Genomic DNA, 20067 nt, shown 5'->3' with positions numbered 1-20067 from the left:
ACGATTTTTTTGAACATGTTACACCTTACAATTCCAATTACAGAACCTTCTTTCGATCAGACGGGTTCAATGGGCCACGGCAGCGGATTATCAAACCCTCCCCAGTCGGCTTGCATCTCCTCATCACTGAGCAGGCACTGGTCCAGCTCATCCTCAATCATGTGACGCTCCATCTCGATCCCGATCATCACCAGCTCGGTCTGGCGGTCCCCCCACTGAGCATCCCATTTGTCCAGGACATCCGGCTCGGTGCGAAAAATCAATTCCTTGTCCGCTTCCGGCAAGGCCGCGACCCAATGTCCGGCAGGTCCAAACTGAATGGATGGCCCCGCCTGGCTCAGGCTTGCTGCTACATCTCCTTCAGCCGCCAGCCAAACCAGGCCTTTGGCACGAACGACCTCTTCCGGCCAGTAGCTCATGAACTCAGCCAGACGTGCGGGATGGAATGGCTTTCTGCGACGGTACACGAAGGAGCCAATTCCGTACTCTTCCGTCTCGGGGGTGTGTGATTCTTTTTCAAGCTCCTGAATCCATCCAGCCGACATGCTCGCTTTTTCAAAATCAAAGAGACCGGTATTTAAAATCTCAGCAGGATTCACCTGCCCCTTCACGGTCCGAATAATCTTGGCATGGGGCTGAAGTTTACGGATGATGCTTTCAAGCTTATTCAGCTCCACTTCATCGACCAGATCACATTTGTTCAGCAGCAGGACATCACACGTCTCAATCTGGTCAATCAGCAAATCCACCACGTCACGGGTATCTTCCTCTCCTGCTGCCTGACTCCGATCCAGAAGACTCTGTCCTGAGGCAAAATCATGCCAGAACCGGTTGGCATCCACCACTGTTACCAGGCAGTCCAGCTTCGCCAGACGGGTCAGATCAATACCCGATTCTTCATCGGCGTATGTAAAGGTCTGTGCTACCGGAACAGGCTCACTGATGCCCGTGGATTCAATCAGGATATAATCGAACCGGCCTTCGTTCACCAGTTTCTCGATCTCCTGCATCAGATCATCCCGCAGCGTGCAGCAGATGCAGCCATTGGACAGCTCAACCAGCTTCTCTTCCGTTCTTGACAACGTGGCTTCTCCCTTGACCAGCGCTGCGTCAATGTTCACCTCACTCATGTCATTCACAATGACGGCTACCTTAAGCCCCTGCCGATTGTGCAGTACATGATTAAGGACCGTCGTTTTACCTGAACCAAGGTAACCGCTGAGGACCGTTACCGGAACTTGCTTTTGTGTCATTTATATCTGCTCCTTATAGTGACAGCCAATCTGTTATTGGCCTTATTAGTAATTATTACGATTAACAACAATGACTATAATCCTGTTGGCTTCTCTTGTCAAATCATTTCTGTAAAAAAAAGACCTACGATCTGGTTCCGGCAGTTCACATCATCATGATGCGTCCCGAAAAATCCAGTCCGTAAGCCTTTTAACTTTTGCATCCAAATAGCAGTCTATGGTCAGGCAGCACGACTCGTTAAAACCAGCACACCACAACGTATTGCCTGTATAGTGAGCTTCCTCAGTTTGCAGTAGAGAACCTTTCTCTATTCCCTGATTCCATCCGTTTTCTAAATATAACGACCAGCATCAGGGCCGCCACGGAAAGTAACGTACAGATCGTAAACATCGTGGAATAGGAGCTGTTCTGAACAATCAGACCCATGGCGAGTCCGCCCAAGGAGAAACCCAGATCGTAGGAGGACATGAACATGCCCATTAGCACATACCTGGAATCAGCAGGGAGTACGAAGGACAGATACGTCGTTAATGTGGGATACATGAGTGCCAGGGCAAAACCACTAAACACCGCGGACAAGTACACCAAAGGACCAATGAGCTCCAGCAGCGCGAGCATCTGGGTTCCCAGAGCTGCACACAGCAGTAATCCTGCGATTAGCCAGGTATTCCAGCTCCCGTCGGAAGGTATTTTTTTGCGCAGCATAAATCGGCATAGAATAACAACCAGTCCCTGGATCGTTAAAAACATCCCAGCACTCGCAAGTCCCGTCGATACCATATACAGCGGAAGAAACGTCGCCGTTGCTCCAAATACGCAGGAAGCAAACAGCATGACTGCACTGCTGATCAACAGCGGTGTACTGCGCCAAATGCCACGAAAGGAGCGGATCATGTCCCTTAGCGTATATGACTGATTTTGCACCGTACGTCTGGGCAGATCTACACGATATCCGATTAGCAGTGGCAGTGCCGCCAAACCAATCATGAGGACTGTAAACCATATCTCGCGAGCACTCTCCCAGATTTGTATCGCCAGAATCGGAACGATAAGAGAAGGAACCATCGTAAAGAGTGTATACATGGATAGCCCCTGTGCTCGGTCCTTATCTTCGAGCTTTTCCACAATGCCTGCCTGCATGGTCATGGAGAAAAACGCAGTCGCCACACCTTGCAATGCCCGCAGCCAGAGGTATGCTTCCACATCACCGATCATGAAGAGCACCAGTGTTGCGGCATGCAAAAGAAGCAGCCATTGCATGACCCGGAGAGGACCATGTTTCCCCAGAAGCTGTGCAGCCAGCGGCCTCAGCAGCATACACGTGAACATGTAAGCTCCCATCATGAGGCCAATCTCGGCCTGACTCAATCCTGCTGCCTCACTTCTCAGTGGAAGAATAATCGTTAAGGCCGAATTTGCGGCAAAAAATAAAAAAGCCAGCATATAAAACCGGATAAAGGAAAAAGAGACCGGGTTTAATTTGCCATGATTGTTTGCAGAAGCATCCAAAAGTTTGTCCCCACTTTCTCACTATTGCCAGAACAGACAAGTCAAATAATCGTAATCATTATGATGAAAAGGACAATTTATCGTATACTGCTTGTCTTGTCAATGCTTGGTATGCGTACTTTCCATGCTAACAATCAAACAACAGAAAAAAGCCGACGCATTCCGCATCAGCCTTCCTGCTATCTCATCGCTGACAATAGTCCCCTACGGTCATACGCAAAAACAATCATCAGTGCTCCAAGTACTGCACATATCAAATACATCCAGGAAAAAGAAAACAGATCAGCAACTGGTCCCATAACGACACCCCCAAGCGAAACGCCCAAATCCGCTGTTGCAATGAATAAACCAATGAGCACGTTGCGGTTCGTCTGTGGCAGGACAAAAGACAGATAGGTCGTCAGCGTTGGATACACGATGGCCTGTGCAATGCCCATGAGTCCCGCGCCCAGATAAAATAGGATTGCACCTGCCTGAATGGACAGTCCTACGCACGCAGCAGCGAGTGTCAGCAGCAGCATCGTTCCCATCATAAAGGAAGAGTGCCATGTTCCGTCCGACGGGATTTTTTTTCTAAGCGCAATACGGGCAACCACGACCACCGCAGCCTGAATCATCAGAAACACTCCGGCATTTCCGTGATTCAATTGTGGAGCGTAAAGCGGAATAAACGCAGTTATGGCACCGAACACAATCGACGAGATGAGCATAATGACACTGCATTTGAACAAAAACGGATTTCGGATTAGCTCCCCGAAGGAAGCCAGCATACCGAACTTTTGTCCAGTCTTGTCCTGTATTGTGTCAATCCCTGGTTCCTTCGTCTTCTCCATCCTGATACTGTAACCAAACAGTCCCGTTATCATGGCGATCACAATCATGAAGATGGTGAAATAATCCATTCCGCCCGCATTCCACAGTCCCAGAGCAAGCACCGGCCCGGCAATGCCCGGAATATAGGAAAAGAGGGAATAGTATGAGATCCCCTGTGAACGATCCTTCTCGGGCAATGCATCGATGATGCCGATCTGAAGCGCCATGGAGAAAAAGGCGGTAGACACACCTTGCAGGGCACGGGCTACAAAATAGCCCCCCAATCCGGTAAAGGTATACAGGATCAGCGCCAGCCCATTCAGAATCAGAATGATTCGAAGAATCCTGATCGGGCCATGCTTTTGGATAATCTGACCTGCCCATGGCCTGAAAAACATCGTTGTGAACATGTACGCTCCCATGACGAGACCAATGACAGTGCTGCTTGCTCCTAATGATTCACCTCTTAAAGGGATGATGACATTGAGGATGGCGTTAGCGCTAAAGTATAAGAGCGTCAATAGATATAAACGCAGAAAAGGCCATGACAATGCTCCACTCACGGTGTGTTCTCCTTTAGAAAGTAATTAAATGATCCAGCAGCTTTCTCGCATACTCGGATTTCACGGTTCTCAGCTGCTCGATAGGCACCATTTCTTCGATGCGACCCTCCCTGAAAATGACCACTCTGTCACAAATATAAGCAGCTGCCTGTATATCATGGGTGATGAAAATATATGTCAACTGATAGATCTCCTTCAGCTCTTTCAGCACATGGAGCACCTGAGTCTGAACCGATACGTCCAATGAACTGATTGCTTCGTCCAGCACAATGCACTGAGGCTCTGTTGAGATGGCCCTGGCGATACAAACCCGCTGAACTTCTCCTCCTGACAATTCATGTGGGTACCTGGATCGGTATAAGTTGTCCAGCCCCACCTGGCTAAGCAGCACATCGATTTTGAGCGAATGGGCATGGTCTTCCGGGTTCTTTTTTTGTAGGCGTAATGGTTCCATAATGGCTTCCTCGACCGTAAAAAACGGATTGATCGACGACTTGTAATCCTGAAAAACAGCACTGATCCGGCCCCTTCTCGCCTTTCTGTCCAGCACAGATCTGCCTTCGAGCAAAATCTTTCCTTGCTCCGGGCGTTCCATCCCCAAAATCAGTCTGCCCAAGGTGGATTTTCCGCTCCCGCTCTCCCCGATGATACCCAGGCATTCTCCGCGCGAGCATTCAAAACTGACATCATGCAGAACGGATTTCCGGCCTCCGGAAAACAAGCCGCCTAGTGGATACGATTTATGAACATGGTCAACGTTTAGCAATATGCTGTTCCTCCTGCATCAACTGCCTGAAATGATGGCTTAGCTCCCGGCGGGTGGATACCAAAAACTGTGTATACGGGTGCTGCGGTTTCGAAAAGACGGAGTGAATGCTGCCCGACTCCACAATATGTCCATCCTTCATGATCAGAACCTCATCCGCGATCTTCCGTACGACTCCCAGATCATGCGAAATAAAGATCATGGAGCATCCCATCCGTTCCCGCAATCGGATCAGCTGCTCGATCACTTCGTATTGGGAAATCGTATCCAGAGCCGTTGTAGGTTCATCCGCTATGATCACATCCGGTTCCAGCACGAGTGCCAGCGCAATCATGATGCGCTGCAGCATGCCTCCTGACAACTGGTGAGGATATTGATTCATGATGTGCACCGGATTTCTCAGCATGACGCGCTCCATGGCCAATTTCATGTTCTGCTCCACTTCCTTGGCATTCCATCCGTAATGCGCCTGAAGGGTCTCTCTCAGATGAACACCGATCACACAGGAAGGGTCAAATGCACCCATTCCGTTCTGGAGGATCATGCACAGATTTCGGCCCCTTTTTTTGCGCATTTCCTGCTCCGTGAGCTGGTTCAAATCTACCCCTTGGAACAGAATCCGGCCGGACTGCCGGATGGCTGGTTTATTCAGGCGCATGATGGACCTGCATGTCATCGACTTGCCGCTCCCACTTTCCCCAACAATGGCGAGGCACTGACCTTGCTTCAACTGGAATGAACTATTGGGCACGATGACTTCTTCCGTAAGGGCATCCCATATTCGCAGCTGCTCAACTTCCAATATATTCATAAGAGACCTGTTCACCTCTCTTCCTTCCGCGAAGCTTGCCGCCCGGTTTGGACGTCATCAATTTGGGGTCAAGCGCCACCTGCAGCGCATCGGACAGAAAATTGAATGCCGATACGACCAAAACAATCGCCAGACCAGGCGCAAGCATCAGCTCCGGCCTGGAGAACATGACTTCTCTGGCCTCATTCAGCATCATGCCCCACTCGGCTTGCGGTGCCTGAACGCCCAATCCGAGAAATGACAGCCCGGAAATTTGCAGGATCATGGAGCAAATGGAGCTGCTCGAAATGACAGCAATGTCGGAAAAGGTAACGGGCAAAATGTGCTTGTGAATGATGCGCAGGTGGCTGATTCCCGAACCCCTGGCGAATCTCACATAATCCATCTCGGAATATTGCATGACCGATGTACGAATAACCCGGGCAAACCATGCCCATTTCATGACCACAAAGGCGATCAAAATATTTTCAAGACCAGCGCCCAAAATGCCAACTACCGCAAGCGTCATCACGTATCCCGGAAAAGAAAGCATAATATCACAGATCCTCATGAGGATGGCGTCGGTTTTTCCTTTGAAGTAACCTGAGATGAACCCCACGAGGGCCCCCAGAAGAACAGAAGCCAGCAGAGCAACCAATACCCACAGTACACTTGGCCGAATGCCATAGATCAGCCGCGACAACACACATCTGCCCAGATGATCATTGCCAAGGAGATACGACCACGATGCTGATGCGTACCTGAGCTTCATGTTCACTTCTTCGGGATCATGCGGTGCAAACAAGGGAGCAAGAACGCCAGCAACGATCAGCACCACGATAAAAGCAAGAGACGCCATGGCGAGCTTATCCTGGCTTAAATTGCGAAGGTTTCTCATTCGAATTCCTTTCTGAGTTTGGGATTCAGTGCCGCGTTCACGATATCGGAAAGTGTATTAAATAGTACAAACGTGACAGCCAGAATAAGCACGTACGCCTGGATAATCGGAAAATCCCGGCTCAGGATGGATCTGATGCTTAAACGGCCCAGACCTGGCCAGGCGAACACATTTTCAATCACAACCGTGCTTCCAAGTACAATAGGGATGGCCATACAAAAGATGGAAACGGACACCTGCAGCGAATTCCGCAAGATATGCATTGTTACCTTTCTCTCGGGGATTCCGCTGGCTCGGGCGTATAGAACATAGTCTTCATTTAAATTGTTAAGCATGGAGCTTCTAACGCTCCTGAAGTAGATCCCTACATAACTTACCGTAATGACGATGACCGGAAGAATATAGCTCTGCGCCGAATCCATTCCGCTGGTGGGCAGCAGATCAAGCTTGACGGAGAAGTACCAGATCAGCATAGCTGCAAGCCAGTAGGAAGGTATCGCCGTGAGCAGGAAGGAGAAACCTCGTACGGACTTATCCATCATTTTCCCTTCCTTCATCGCACAGATTACACCTAACAGGATTGAGAAAAAGATAATGAAGACAGAGGAAATCAGCGTTAATTTGAGCGTGTTCACAAATGCCGGGCCAATCATGGACCAGACGGAATTTCCGGTCACATAGGACTCGCCAAAGTCCAGCTGAAGACAGGCCAGCAGCCAGTTTCCATATTGAATCATAAACGGCCGATCCATGCCGAGCTCTGCCTTGGTTTGGGCAATCAACTCATCCGTAATCTGCGGAACTTCCTGCGCCTGCAGCACAACAACGGCAGGATCCAGCGGGGACAGATTGATCAGAACAAAGGTTAGAAACGAAATAATCAGCAGCAGGGGTATTGCAAGCAGAATCCGTTTGACGATAAAACTCCCCATATCCATCTCCTTTTTCACATAAAATCCAATGGACCCTATTGAAATTTCATGCGCTCAAATGGCAGCTCAAATTGGGTCTGCTTAAACGCAATGCCATCCAAATTTTTGGGTGCAACGATCGTCATGCTTCCGTTGGTAAGAGGGATGAACACAGCTTCCTCGTGAACCCTCTTCATGATGTCAGCGTACAGCGATTTCCTTGTATTCTCATCGGTCGATACCATCACGTCTTCAATCTGGGCGTACAGTTCCTCGGCATCAGGCATTCCGCTTGTTGTATGCAGATAGGCTGAGCTTGAGGCAAAGGCAGAAATGGTGCTCTGTGGATCATAAGCCAGTCCCCATGTTTGATTGAACAGCAGATCATACTCGCCCGTTGATCTTCGGTTAGCGATGGATGAGGATTCTTCGCCGATGATCGATAGCTGGATACCGATGTTTTTCAATTCATTCTGAATGTATTCAGCCTGTGTTTTCTGCGTAGAGGAGTTGCTGTCATAATATAAATCCATCTTCAGCTCTTGCCCCTCTTTAGTTCGTACAGCAGCACCACTGCCTAAAGTCCAGCCTGCTTCGTCCAGCAGCTTCTCTGCAGTGCTTACATCATAAGGACGTGTCTTCAATTCCACGTCGGCGTAGTTCACATTGGAAGAGAATAGGGTTTGGGCAGGTGTCTGTGTTCCCTCAAAGATGTCGTTGCTGATGGTATCCCGATCAATGGCATGCCAAACGGCTTCTCGAACGGCTGTTTCACTGACCGGGTTATCCTTTTTGCTGCTGTTGGCCGCAATGATGCTTGTGTTCATCGGTTCACTTCGTATGACCTGATACTCCCCTGATTCCGCCAGTTGATTCATGGCATGAACATCAATACTGTCGGCACCCCGGTCATCGGTGAACACGAAGTCAATTTCGCCTTTTTGCAAGGCCAGAAACGTTGTCTCTCCTGCCGGGAGAACTTTGGCTACGATTTTTTGAATTTCAGGTTTGCCTCCCCAATAACTTTCGTTCGCCTCAAACGTTGCATTCTCGTCTACCTTATGCTCCGTAAGCATGTATGGCCCTGTTCCATGGTAACCATTCACACCATCCTTGGTCCCGCCATGGATCATGTCTTTTGGGGAAATGAACACATAGGGCCGGGTCATGGACAATTCCACCAATGTCGGATAATAGGTACTGGACAGCACCAATTCAACGGTGTGTTCATCAATGACATTTGTACTCACAATTTTGGTGGACAGCTTAATCCACGCATGTTTCTCACTATTAGCCTGGACTGCATCAAAGTTAGCTTTGACCGCCTCGGCGTTGAACGGTTCTCCGTCCTGGAATTTCACATCTTTTCGCAAATGAAAGGTATAGACCTTACCGTCCTTGGAAATATCCCATGATTCCGCAAGCAAGGGCTGAATGCCATCTGCCGTGTTCTCTACCAATGACTCATATACCATACCTTGAGCAGGCATGGAGCCTGTGTACAAATGGGGATTCATATCATTAATATCCTTGGCGGAAGCATAGATCAGATCCGTCTTCTTCTCTCCCTCGGCTGCCCCCGTCTGTGCAGTTCCCTTCTCGCCGCAACCGGCCAATACGACCAACATCAGCGCAAATATAATACTTAAGCCCATACTGGATCTTCCCTTTTTCACAATGTTTCCTCCTGATGATCGATTTCAAGTCCTTCACAGATCATGTTCAGATCATCAGCAAACGTCCGGATCTGAAATGCGCTGGATAACGGCAGCTCTCTATGTTCCTGTGCCACTTGCACCAGTTTGTTCTCATAGGTTGCGATGAATTTGTCTATGGTAGGGCAGTCCACCCGGAGATGCCTTGCAATGCCCTGAATGATTTTGATGCGGTAATAATCTTCCTGGGGCATCCTTGGGATCTCAAGCTGTCCTTCGTGATTGATGAACATCTTCCGGAATGGCACGGCCGAAAAGTCAAAATATTTCCCTTGTTCGTTCGGCTGCGAGAAAGGGTCAATCAGTAAAGAGGTATACCGTATGTACAGCAAATACTCCTGATGTATGTCCTGCAAACCGACAAATTCTTCGATATCAGAGCGCGATAAACTCTGCAAATGAACCGGGTAGTTATCGTCCGTCATGAATTGAAGCAGGTTGAGCGGCCGTATGTGCAGCCGGTCTGTAATCCTCATGATTTCTTTCCATCCTGCGAGCATATCCCGAATGAGATATTGGTTGATAGGCCCTTCCGGGTAGAGCTTGTAGACATACGTCTGGACGTCAGCGTTTCCAAAGATCGCGTTTAAAGAAAAGTCATTCATGAATAACGCCGGATGCACATACAGCGAGATGTTTCGCGTCTCCGCCTCAAACGGGGAGGCCATCACTTCCATCACCACTCCGAGCTGTTCAACCATTTTGCATAATTCGTTCACTGCTTCTGAAGGGGTTCGTGTGGAACCGATATACAGTTTTTTCTTCACTCCGGTTGTCACGACATGATTGGAGGGCTGACGATCCGCCCATCGCGTATCCCCGCAATAGGTGGAAAAACTCATCACTTCAGACGTGTAGCCTAGCTCACTTACATACTGATGAACCAGGCGGTTCGATCCAAATGTGGGAGATACCAGCACGATGCATCGGACTTGCTTCAGGACGTCCGGATTCATCTGACTTAATACCTGAACATAAGCATCTGTCGTGACAGCAAGAATCAGCGTATCCCAGCTGCCTTCAATCCGGCTGTACCCAGTAAAAATCCGATCCACTCTACACTCGCCTTCCACGATCCGGTGCTTCTCGTTCTGAACACTTACGCGAATCTGCTGGTCATTTTGTTTTAATGAGCTGAAGAACTCATCCGATCTGACCGATTGCCTTCCGGCTATGCCAATGGTGGACCCTCGTTGTTTCTTGAACAGTACAGCTAATTGAACGGATGCAGGTCCGGTTCCCATGATTAAGACTCGTTCAAAATCCACCCTATCCGCCTCCTTCATCCGACCTGCGATGCTTTCTGGTACAGTGCAATATCAAACACATCGTGTGGACGCAAAATGTTATCCACCATTCGCCATTTCAGCGGATCCGTCTCCTGCTGGGGATAATTGAACAAGGACTTCAATCCATTGCCATATCTCATCGCAACAACAACGTGTTCATTGGTGAGCGAATGAAGCTGATCTAGGATGTCATACTTCATGGCGACTGTGGAACTGAAAATGATATGCGTGGCTTCTTTCGTAACATCGAGTTCCTGAACAGATGCCTTCTGCAAATGGATGCGGAGACCGGCCCCCAATGTATTCACAACCGTCTGGCCTAACCCGATCGCCTCTTCATCAATATCAATGCCTATCACCTGTGCCCCCGTCCTTCTGGCGATAAGCAGGGGAGTCATTGGAAATGCTCCCGATCCGATCAGAAGCACCTTGGAGTCTGAAGTCACATGGAAACTGCCGAATTCCTTCTCAATGCATTCCTCAATATTTTTGAAATAATCCGCAATCTCCACTTCTCCGTGCTGCAGCTTCAATGCCCGATATTTCTCCATGATCGCTACGCAGCGGGAAGATTGATGCCTTAGATTCAGTACAAGCTGTGTGAACCCGGTGCCCTCCTCATGCTCCTTCTCTGCCCAGAACGACTCATGGCGCTTATCGGTGATCCACTGGGAATAGGCATTGATGGCCAGCTCCATCTGTTCCGCATGATGAATGGAATGATCGTATTTCCGGGCAAGTTGTTCAAAGGTATTCAGAAAATCATTCAACTGTCTGGTAAAATCCACGACCGTATTCATGTGTTTCCCCCTTATTCATGTCCATCTGTTGTACATCAATAAAAGCTTTCCCCTGTGCCACAATGCCGACAGAACCTTCAATGTGAATACTCCCCAGCCCATGTTCAGCAAACCGGGCCACGACGTTGATCGAACCTCCGGGCTGTTTAATTCGGGCGGTAATCTCCCTTCCTGTCTTCCATGCAAGGTAAGCGCCAAGCGAAGCTGTACCTGAACCGCATCCTCTCTCCCATATCAGGCTATCCAGTCCGGGAACATAAATCAGTGGAGCCAACTCTTCGGAACGTGGATTGAACAACAAAATGCCAATCAGTTTGTCTCCCAGGGTTAGTCCAAGCAGACGCGCGAGGTTTTGTGCTCTTTTTCGGATCCCATCATCGAACCCGTCCACCTCCACCACGATATGAATGAACTCCTCATACCGGACAATAATCATATCCAGATCGATGCCTTCGTACGGTATGGTCTGCCGTTCAATCTGTCTGGGAATCGGCATGGTCACCTGACAAAAGTATTCATTCAGCTGCTTCCTCACTTGGCAGGTGATCAACTGCTCTGTACCAGAGACCTCAAGCAGCAATTCAGTATAATCTTGAGAACCCATCTCCTGTTCAGATGCAAGGTAGGCAGCTAGAGCCATACAGGCATTACCACAAAACTCCCCTCCGGCCATATGCAACCGTGCTGCAGCTCCGCGCTGAAGGGTTGGCACAATAAATCCGACCTGCTCCGCATATACATGATCGTAGGACATGATGCTTGAAGCGATATGTTGGTACTCCTCTGCTGGATGACTTGTTTTCACCAAAACCGTCATATTCTGTGTTGGATTAAACTTGATAAATTCGATCTCCTGTTTCATCCCAGCTACCTCTATTCCTGTTCATTCAGATTCGGATGAGTTTCACCTGTGCGCTACTCCGTTGCCTTAATAGTAATTTTTACGATTAATAATCGAGAAAAATATAGCATACAAAATTGAGGCCGTCAACAATATTTTTCCATTTCAAGAAGCTTCTTTGTTTTGAATCCATCTCTTTGTTTTGCATTCATTTTTCTGCCTATTAGACAAAAAAACGGTCCCCCCATGAGGGTAACCGTCCTTTCAAAGCACACAGTTTGGTTCTTGCGTTTATCTCATCACTCACCCTGGAGCTGCACGTTTTGCAGTGCTTGCTCTGCCAAAGCAGCGAGCAGATGCGCTCCCAGAGGTAGCGCCCGTTCATCCAGATCGAATGCAGGGTGGTGCCACTCATGCGGTCCGGATGTACCCAGGAAAAGGAACAAGCCCGGAACCTCCTTCTGATAAAAGGAGAAATCTTCACCAGCCGGAGAGGGCAACGGTGTAACGCTGTTTAATCCCACTTGAACCGCCACCTGTTCCGCCGCGGAAGCCAGCGAAGCATCGTTAACCACAGCAGGTGGTCCCTGAATCCAGCGAACCGTCGCCCGTGTACCGTATGCAGCCGCCACACCAGACACGACCTGGTTGAATCGTTCACGAATACGTGCACGGACTTTCTCGTCAAAGGTACGCACCGTGCCATCCAATATGGCCTGATCCGGAATGACATTCCAGGCTGTTCCGCTATGAATCTTGGTCACGCTAATCACGGCGCTCTCCTGTGCACCCACATTGCGGCTCACGATCGCTTGCAAAGCCGTTACAATATGCGAGGCGACAACAATCGGATCGATTCCCGCTTCAGGTACCGCTGCATGTGTGCCCACCCCTTCGACGTTTACTACAAAACCATCCGCCGCTGCTAGAAGTGCTCCTTCCCGGATACCGACTGTGCCGACCTGAAGATCAGGCTTGTTATGCAGACCAAACACGGCACGGACGTCAGACAGCGCTCCGCTCTGAATAACCTGCCGTGCGCCCGTTGCTTTTTCCTCAGAAGGCTGGAACAGGAGCCTTACTTTGCCTGGCAGCCCCGACTCCCGCTGTTTCAACAATCGTGCTGCACCAACCAATATGGCCGTATGTGCATCATGCCCGCAAGCATGCATTTTGCCAGCGGCCTGGGAAGCAAACTCAAGCTTCGTCTCTTCCTGAATCGGCAGAGCATCAATGTCTGCTCTGAGGGCAACGACAGGGCCGTCCCCTTGTCCGATTTCGGCAATAAGACCCGTACGCAGTGAATATTCATCTGCGATACGTACCCCTTCCTCCTCCAGCCAGCCGCGGATGGCGGCCGTTGTTTCCCTTTCCTCGCCCGACAATTCCGGATAGCGATGCAGATGCCGCCGAATCGCGATTAGCCGCTCCGCAAATGCTTCATCGGTTTCAGCAGGGATGCGCTGCGTGCCTCTTTCTTCTTGCCCTGCCTGCTGCTTGGGCTGTTCCAGCTCACTCTTCATAACGCTGCCTCCTTCATCGTCATCTATGTGCTGCAAAAAAAGCGGGTTCTGAATTCTGATCTAACTAATAGCCGCTTGCGCAGGTTCGGATTCAATCCAGAATTCACCCAGTCCCTGTTCATCCAATGCCTCGCGCAGCAATTCAAAAGAGCGAATGCGTTTCGCGAAATCACGTGTGGCTGTTGTGACAATCAACTCATCCACGGCAAACTCATCCTGAAACTTTTGCAGAGCCTGACCCACCGTTTCCTTCGTGCCGCGGGTTACACTCGGCTCCAGAACCTCAATGCGATATTTCTCGTTTGATTGCCGTCCGAATTCTTCTGCCTGCTCCACCGAACCAACCGTCAGTACTTTGCCATTCTCCAGGTGGATCTTGACCAGCATATGCTCACTTGCCAGCTCTTCAGCCTCTTCCTTACTCTCTGCCACAATTAAGGAGATCGCAAGAACGGCGTAAGGCTCCCGGCCTTCTGAACGGTTGAATTGCTCGCGGTAGACACGAAGGGCTTCTTGTGCCACTTCAATATTGCTATTAATAAACAAGGAGAACACATAAGGGAGTCCTAGTTCCGCCGCCATGCCAGCGCTATCGACACTTGCTCCAAGCACATACAGCTCGGCAGGTATTTCGGACACAGGTGCAGCACTTAAACCGGCAAGTGGATGGGATTCATCTGCATGCGGTTCATTATGAATATACTGCTTCACTTGACGTATTTTCTCCTTCAGTGAAGCTGCCTCCTGAATGCCCTGCTGCAGAGCCTGCGTAGAACGGGGCAGTCCTCCTGGCGCACGTCCTATGCCCAGATCGATCCTTCCCGGTCCAAGCGCTGCGAGCACATTAAAATTCTCGGCAACCTTGTAAGGACTGTAATGCTGGAGCATCACCCCGCCGGAACCCAAACGAATTCGCTCTGTATGTGCCAGCAAATGCGAAATCAGCACTTCTGGCGAAGAACCTGCCACATGTCCTGAATCGTGATGCTCCGATACCCAGAACCGGTGAAATCCAAGCTGCTCTGCACGCTGTACCAGCTCAATGGTATGCCGGAATGCATCCACCGGTGTCTCCCCTTCATAGATTGGGGTCTGATCCAATATGCCAAGGCGAATCCCCATACGTTTCTCCTCCTCCAATTGTGCTGCCGTATTCGGCTGCCAAGCCCGTTCTTGCTTCTATAACTGCCGCAGCAGCTCCCCAAAGGGCTCTGCAAACGGTGAATGTTCTTCTTTTAACGTCACGACACTAATTTGCAGCGATACACCAGCAACTTCATGAACCTGAATGGGAAACAGCTCCTGGTCCTGCACTTCCTTCTGCACCGTCAGTCCCGGCAGGAAGGCAATACCCGCTCCCTGAAGAACCAGTTTCTTCGCCGTTTCCGAATGGTCCACATGATATGTAATATCCGGCGGATGGTCCAGGGAGTCGAACGCACGGTGAATACGTAGCCAGTCCAGGGAACCGCATTCGAAGAACACCAGCCGCTCATTGCGAATCGCCTCCATGCTGACGTGTCCGCGTTCAATAAATGGATGTCCCTTGTAAACATACAGCTGGATCGGGTCCTCATAAAAAGCAATGGTACGTATGGCTGGGTGCATGACCTTGCGTACAAATGCCAGATCAATCTCCTGATTCAGCAGCTTTGCGATCAATTGATCGGTTGTAGCCGTTGTGAGCTTGATGTTGACCTCAGGATAGGCTTCCTTGATTTTGGGCAGGAAGTCTGGAATGACATAGTTGGATACCGATACGGTACTGCCGAGACGCAGCGCGTCTGGTGTGGTCCGGCGCTGCTGAATCTTCTGCCTGCCCTTTTGGATAACTTGAAGCACCTGCTGCGCGTACGGCAGGAATTTTCTGCCTTCATCCGTGAGCACGATTTGTTTACCAAGCCGATCAAACAGCTTGCAGCCAAGCTCACGTTCCAGGGATTGAATACGAGCCGTTACAGATGGTTGGGACAAAAAGAGTACTTCGGCAGCCTTATTGAAGCTTCCGTAATGATTGATATATACAAATGCTTCAATGTTCTCAATATTCATAAGCGCCTCCGCATCCAGGTCCACAGACGTTTGACCTTATATCAATTTAACCAATCAACTTACTTGGTTTTAAGTAATCGTAATACCATCCTTTTCCAGTGTCAATATCAATTCATCCAGCGAACGGTCCAAACGGGTTGTAATGTCGGCCGAAAGTGCATATTTTCCGTCATCCAGACGCTCTACGCCTTGATCAACCGCGTAAACCCCACCTAAAATATGTCTTCCCCCAAGTGCGGCCAGTACAGGCTTCAATGCATAATCGATAGCCAGCAGATGCGCAATGGAGCCGCCAATAACAAGCGGAAGTGACACTTTACCGCGAAGCCCCTCCTGTGGGATCAGATCTAGGAACAGCTTCAGTACACCGGAGTAAGATGCTTTATACACAGGTGTAGCCACAATGACCGCATCTGCTGCTTCAACTACGGCTAACGCGTCTCGCACATGCGAACTGTCGAACCGGGCCTGCACAAGGTCTTCAGCCGGCAGATCCGCTACATGTATCACCTCAACAGTAATACCTGCTTCGGTTAATTTATTGCTGCTATAATCGGTTAGGCCGGTCAAACGTGAACGTTTGGAAGGTGCTCCGGCAATAATAACGACATGAGACATCATGAATCTCCTCCTTGGAATAGCGGTCAAGCCGCTCCTTTTACTCTTGGATCAAGCCGGTCACGGATATCGTCTCCAATCAGATTCACTGCGAGTACAAACATGGTAATGGCAAGTCCAGGGAAGGTACAGATCCACCAGGCTACGGTCAGGTAACCGCGTCCCTGCGAGAGCAGTGCTCCCCAATCCGGAATTTCCTTCAATACCCCAAGTCCAAGAAAACTGAGACCGGAACCCGTCAGGATGGAAGTACCCACTCCCAATGTTGCCATCACAAGCAGAGGAGACAGGGAATGCGGCAGGACATGCCGCCAGAAAATACGTCCGTTCGAGCCGCCAAGCGATCGTGTCGCTGTGATAAACGGCAGGCTTTTGACAGACATCACCTGTCCGCGCATGACCCTTGCATATCCCGGAATGGAGGCTACCGCAACGGCCAGTGCAATGTTAAGCAGTCCAGGACCCAGTGCCGCAGCTACGGACAAGGCCAGCAGTACTCCCGGGACAGCCATCAGAATATCGACAGTACGCATAATCGCCGTATCCACCATTCCACCTGCATACCCGGAGATAATCCCCAGGGCACTTCCCACCAGGCCTCCGACAAGCACCGATGCGAATCCGATTAGCAGTGAATCCCTGCTGCCATGCACGACGACGCTGAAGATATCCCTTCCGAAATAATCAGTTCCAAACCAATGCGCAGCAGAAGGTGCCTGCAGGATCGCATCCGTCATCATCTGAGTTGGATCATAAGGAGCAATCCAGCCCGGAACAATGGCACAGGTAACGGTGAATAACACGACCAGCAGCGCTGCATAAAAGAATAACCGGGAAACCGCGAACGAGAAGCGGTGACGTCCCAAACGGCGATTCCATAGGCGTACACGCCCTTTGCTGCCGGTCCATGCCTTTTTGTCACCCACCAATGGTTTCATGCTCATAAGAGTCCTCCTTCCTCATCCCTCAAAGTACAGATGGTCCTCGCCGATCAAGTACGTACTGCACGTCTGACCCTTGGATCGATATAGGCATACGAGATATCCACCAGCAGATTCAGCACCACGTAGATGATTGCCGTAAAAAAGACAACGCCCTGTACAACAGGGAGGTCTTTCGCCATCAAGGCATCGGCAATAATCCGTCCGATTCCTTGTCTGGAGAATACCGTTTCGACCACGACGGTTCCCGCGAGCAGATCCCCAATCAACATGCCAATGACCGTTACGGCCGGAATCAGTGCATTGCGCAGAGCGTGAACGTACATGATCGTTCGCTCCGTAAGCCCTTTGGCACGCAAGGCGACGATAAACGGTTCATTAATGATTTCAAGCATACTGTTACGTACCATCCGTACGATGAAACCTGCACCAACCAGACCCAGTGTGGCTGCAGGAAGAACCAATGAGCCAAACCCCTCCGAACCCATGGCCGGGAACCAGCCGAGCTGAACCGAGAACAGCAGGATCAACAGAATGCCGGTCCAGAACGTTGGCATGGAGATACCAAACAGTCCAACAAGACGGGCAATAAAATCAATCACGCCATTTCGGTGGATGGCGGACAGCACGCCAAGCGTGATGCCGATGGTAATCGCAATGATGGAGCTCAGTGCCGTCAGTGCCAGGGTGGCCGGGAAATGTTCCAGAATTTTGGGAAGCACTGGATCCGAGTTAATCATGGACTTACCAAAATCGCCCCGCAGCATGTCTCCGAAATAGTTCGCAAATTGAATGTAAAATGGCTGATCCAGGCCAAGCTGCGCCCGCAAATTCTCGATCATCTCCGGTGTAGCCGAGGATGGATCCAGCATGAGCAGGACCGGATCACCCGGCAGAAGATACATGATGCAGTACACCAGCACCGAAGCTCCGAATATTACAAATAGTGATGTTGCAAGCCGAGTCAGTATCGTTTGAACCATACCGGGTCGTCTCCTTCCTGAATGCGTGATGGGCTGCTCATGTTATGGCTGAATTCGCACGTCGTTGAACAATGGGTACCCAAGCGAATCAAACTTCACTCCCTGAACGGATTTGGATGCTGCTACCGTATAAGGGAATACATAGATCGGTAGAATGACCGCCTGATCAATCAGAAATTGCTGAATCTCGTTATAGATCTTCACACGTTTTTCGGGATCCGTTTCCACCGCTCCCTGTTCCAGCAGCTCGTCGATCTTCGGATCAGACAACCCGGACAGCGTCGGACGCTCCCCTTCTGCGCTCGTATGATAGAAGGCGTATAGGGCATTCGGATCGGAATTGACCTGGCTGTTGCCATACAGATCATAGTCCCAGTTCTGATAAATGACAGTGGCAATGTCTTTTGTAATCTCAACTTCAACGGCGATGCCAACCTGTTTCAGCTGCTGCTGAATGATGGCGGCGATATCATTGCGCTTCTCCCGGTTTGGGGAACCATCCACATAACGCAGCGTCAGTTTCTGACCATCCTTTTCACGTATGCCATCCGCACCCTTCACCCAGCCCTGCTCATCCAGCAGCTGATTGGCTTTGTTGATGTCCGGGCTGATGCTTCCTTCCAGCGAGGCATCGTAACCCAAAATGCCAGGCGACAATGCAGACCAGGCTCGTTCGTAGTTGCCCAGATACAACGTTTTGACGATAGATTCCACATCTACGGCGGATTGTACCGCCTGTCTGACCTTCACATCATCCCAAGGGGCTTTGCGCAGATTGAAGAAGAGAGTATACGGCAGTCCCACCGTATTGGCCTGCAGCAATTGCTGGTTCGGGTCATTCTTCAGAGCCGCAACATTTTGCGGTGGAACGGTCTCTGCAGCGAGTACCTGACCGCTCTGTACGCTTCCGATCCGTGTCGCTTCCTCTGGTACAATTTTGAACGTGATCGTATCCAGATGAGGTGCGGCTTTGTTTTCAACCGTCTCTGGGCCCCAGTTGTAATCCTTGTTTTTGGCAACGACGATATCCGCATTTTCATCCCATTTCACGAAGGTATACGGTCCGGTGCCCACTGGGTTTTTGCCCAGTTGATCGCCATATTTCTTGGCAGCTGTAGGTGACACGATACCCAGCAGGGCCTGGCTTAAGTTGCCCAGGAAGGCCTGTGAAGGTGTTTCCAGATTCACCTTGATGGTGTATTCATCAATGACCTCGGAAGATTGATAGGGTCTGATCAGCGCAAGGGAATTGGCAGCTTTGGTGGCAGGATCGATGATGCGATCCAGGTTGTACTTCACGGCTTCTGCGTTAAACGGCGTGCCATCGTGGAACTTCACGTCTTCACGCAGCTTGAACGTGTAACTCTTGCCATCCTCAGATACGCTCCATTCCGTGGCAAGCCATGGTTTGATGGAACCGTCAGGCAGCTGCACCACCAGATTGTCGTATATGGTCCGGATGGCACGTACCGTAACGGCAAGCCCGCTCCGGTGAGGGTCCAGCGTATCCGGTGAAGTTGCGAGAGCGAAAGTCAGATTCCCTCCCTCCGCTTGACTCGCCTGTTCACCACCAGATGCCTGAGCCGCACCGCTGGAGCTGCTGCCCGCTCCGCAGCCGGACAATACCATTACCAATACTGCTGCCAGTGCCATAAATTTCATCCATGCGATAGACCTGTTCATATCGTTTCCCCCTCTGTGTATACAGGTGTCATTTTTATTTTATATATAACCTATGAGATAAGTCGGTTTTAAAACACGGAAATATTGCAATTAAGGATTCATATGGCTCTAGTGCTCA

General features: G+C 50.1%; 18 protein-coding genes. All 18 read right to left on the bottom strand.

What is annotated here, in order from left to right; all coding sequences use genetic code 11:
• Positions 1-56: 56 nt before the first annotated feature.
• The 18 genes from ABIC22_RS15060 to ABIC22_RS14975 all read right to left on the bottom strand — a co-directional run bounded on the left by ABIC22_RS15060 (position 57) and on the right by ABIC22_RS14975 (position 19949).
• Entirely contained in the window at positions 57-1253 is a 1197-nt protein-coding gene (locus tag ABIC22_RS15060) for a GTP-binding protein (RefSeq protein WP_354481815.1), read from the bottom strand.
• Positions 1254-1536: 283 nt separating this feature from the next.
• Complete coding sequence (gene cntE, locus ABIC22_RS15055) at positions 1537-2763, bottom strand: staphylopine family metallophore export MFS transporter CntE (RefSeq protein ID WP_354481812.1); 1227 nt, start codon at positions 2761-2763, stop codon at positions 1537-1539.
• A 179-nt stretch (positions 2764-2942) separates the two neighbouring features.
• A complete protein-coding gene (gene cntE / locus ABIC22_RS15050; protein ID WP_354481809.1) occupies positions 2943-4139 on the bottom strand; it encodes a staphylopine family metallophore export MFS transporter CntE in 1197 nt (398 codons plus the stop codon).
• A gap of 13 nt (positions 4140-4152) precedes the next feature.
• A complete protein-coding gene (locus ABIC22_RS15045; protein WP_354481806.1) occupies positions 4153-4905 on the bottom strand; it encodes an ABC transporter ATP-binding protein in 753 nt (250 codons plus the stop codon).
• Positions 4892-5716 (bottom strand): staphylopine uptake ABC transporter ATP-binding protein CntD, encoded by an 825-nt coding sequence (gene cntD, locus ABIC22_RS15040; RefSeq protein ID WP_354481803.1) that lies wholly within the window; start codon positions 5714-5716, stop codon positions 4892-4894. Before cntD ends, ABIC22_RS15045 begins: the two co-directional genes overlap by 14 nt.
• Complete coding sequence (cntC, locus tag ABIC22_RS15035) at positions 5697-6593, bottom strand: staphylopine uptake ABC transporter permease subunit CntC (protein WP_354481801.1); 897 nt, start codon at positions 6591-6593, stop codon at positions 5697-5699. The genes cntD and cntC overlap by 20 nt, the downstream gene beginning before the upstream one ends.
• Positions 6590-7525 carry a nickel/cobalt ABC transporter permease gene (opp1B, locus tag ABIC22_RS15030; RefSeq protein ID WP_354481798.1) on the bottom strand — a complete coding sequence of 312 codons (936 nt, stop codon included), beginning with the start codon at positions 7523-7525 and terminating at the stop codon, positions 6590-6592. Before opp1B ends, cntC begins: the two co-directional genes overlap by 4 nt.
• 35 nt (positions 7526-7560) lie before the next feature.
• Entirely contained in the window at positions 7561-9159 is a 1599-nt protein-coding gene (gene cntA, locus ABIC22_RS15025; protein ID WP_354485983.1) for a staphylopine-dependent metal ABC transporter substrate-binding lipoprotein, read from the bottom strand.
• 17 nt (positions 9160-9176) lie between these two features.
• Entirely contained in the window at positions 9177-10505 is a 1329-nt protein-coding gene (locus ABIC22_RS15020; protein ID WP_483312548.1) for an opine metallophore biosynthesis dehydrogenase, read from the bottom strand.
• A complete protein-coding gene (locus tag ABIC22_RS15015; protein WP_127538975.1) occupies positions 10502-11308 on the bottom strand; it encodes a nicotianamine synthase family protein in 807 nt (268 codons plus the stop codon). The genes ABIC22_RS15020 and ABIC22_RS15015 overlap by 4 nt, the downstream gene beginning before the upstream one ends.
• The gene (locus ABIC22_RS15010) at positions 11271-12170 is read right to left on the bottom strand and encodes a histidine racemase CntK family protein (protein ID WP_246058486.1); all 900 of its coding nucleotides are present in this window, start codon (positions 12168-12170) and stop codon (positions 11271-11273) included. The genes ABIC22_RS15015 and ABIC22_RS15010 overlap by 38 nt, the downstream gene beginning before the upstream one ends.
• 278 nt (positions 12171-12448) lie before the next feature.
• Positions 12449-13672, bottom strand: a complete 1224-nt coding sequence (locus ABIC22_RS15005; protein WP_354481794.1) for an amidohydrolase — start codon at positions 13670-13672, stop codon at positions 12449-12451.
• Between the two features lie 60 nt (positions 13673-13732).
• A complete protein-coding gene (locus tag ABIC22_RS15000) occupies positions 13733-14794 on the bottom strand; it encodes an LLM class flavin-dependent oxidoreductase (protein WP_354481791.1) in 1062 nt (353 codons plus the stop codon).
• Between the two features lie 57 nt (positions 14795-14851).
• Positions 14852-15724: a LysR family transcriptional regulator gene (locus ABIC22_RS14995; protein ID WP_095292004.1), complete on the bottom strand. Its 873-nt coding sequence runs from the start codon at positions 15722-15724 to the stop codon at positions 14852-14854.
• 69 nt (positions 15725-15793) lie between these two features.
• Entirely contained in the window at positions 15794-16342 is a 549-nt protein-coding gene (gene ssuE, locus ABIC22_RS14990; protein WP_354485979.1) for an NADPH-dependent FMN reductase, read from the bottom strand.
• 26 nt (positions 16343-16368) lie between these two features.
• The gene (locus ABIC22_RS14985; protein WP_127538970.1) at positions 16369-17286 is read right to left on the bottom strand and encodes an ABC transporter permease; all 918 of its coding nucleotides are present in this window, start codon (positions 17284-17286) and stop codon (positions 16369-16371) included.
• Between the two features lie 47 nt (positions 17287-17333).
• On the bottom strand, positions 17334-18266 hold the full coding sequence (locus tag ABIC22_RS14980) for an ABC transporter permease (protein WP_127538969.1): 933 nt from the start codon (positions 18264-18266) through the stop codon (positions 17334-17336).
• A 42-nt stretch (positions 18267-18308) separates the two neighbouring features.
• The gene (locus ABIC22_RS14975) at positions 18309-19949 is read right to left on the bottom strand and encodes an ABC transporter substrate-binding protein (protein ID WP_354481787.1); all 1641 of its coding nucleotides are present in this window, start codon (positions 19947-19949) and stop codon (positions 18309-18311) included.
• Positions 19950-20067 lie beyond the last annotated feature (118 nt).

This window comes from Paenibacillus sp. PvP094, assembly GCF_040546835.1.
GTDB classification, from domain to species: domain Bacteria; phylum Bacillota; class Bacilli; order Paenibacillales; family Paenibacillaceae; genus Paenibacillus; species Paenibacillus illinoisensis.
Note: the sequence above shows the minus strand (reverse complement) of the source record. Positions and strands in the feature narration are given on the sequence as shown.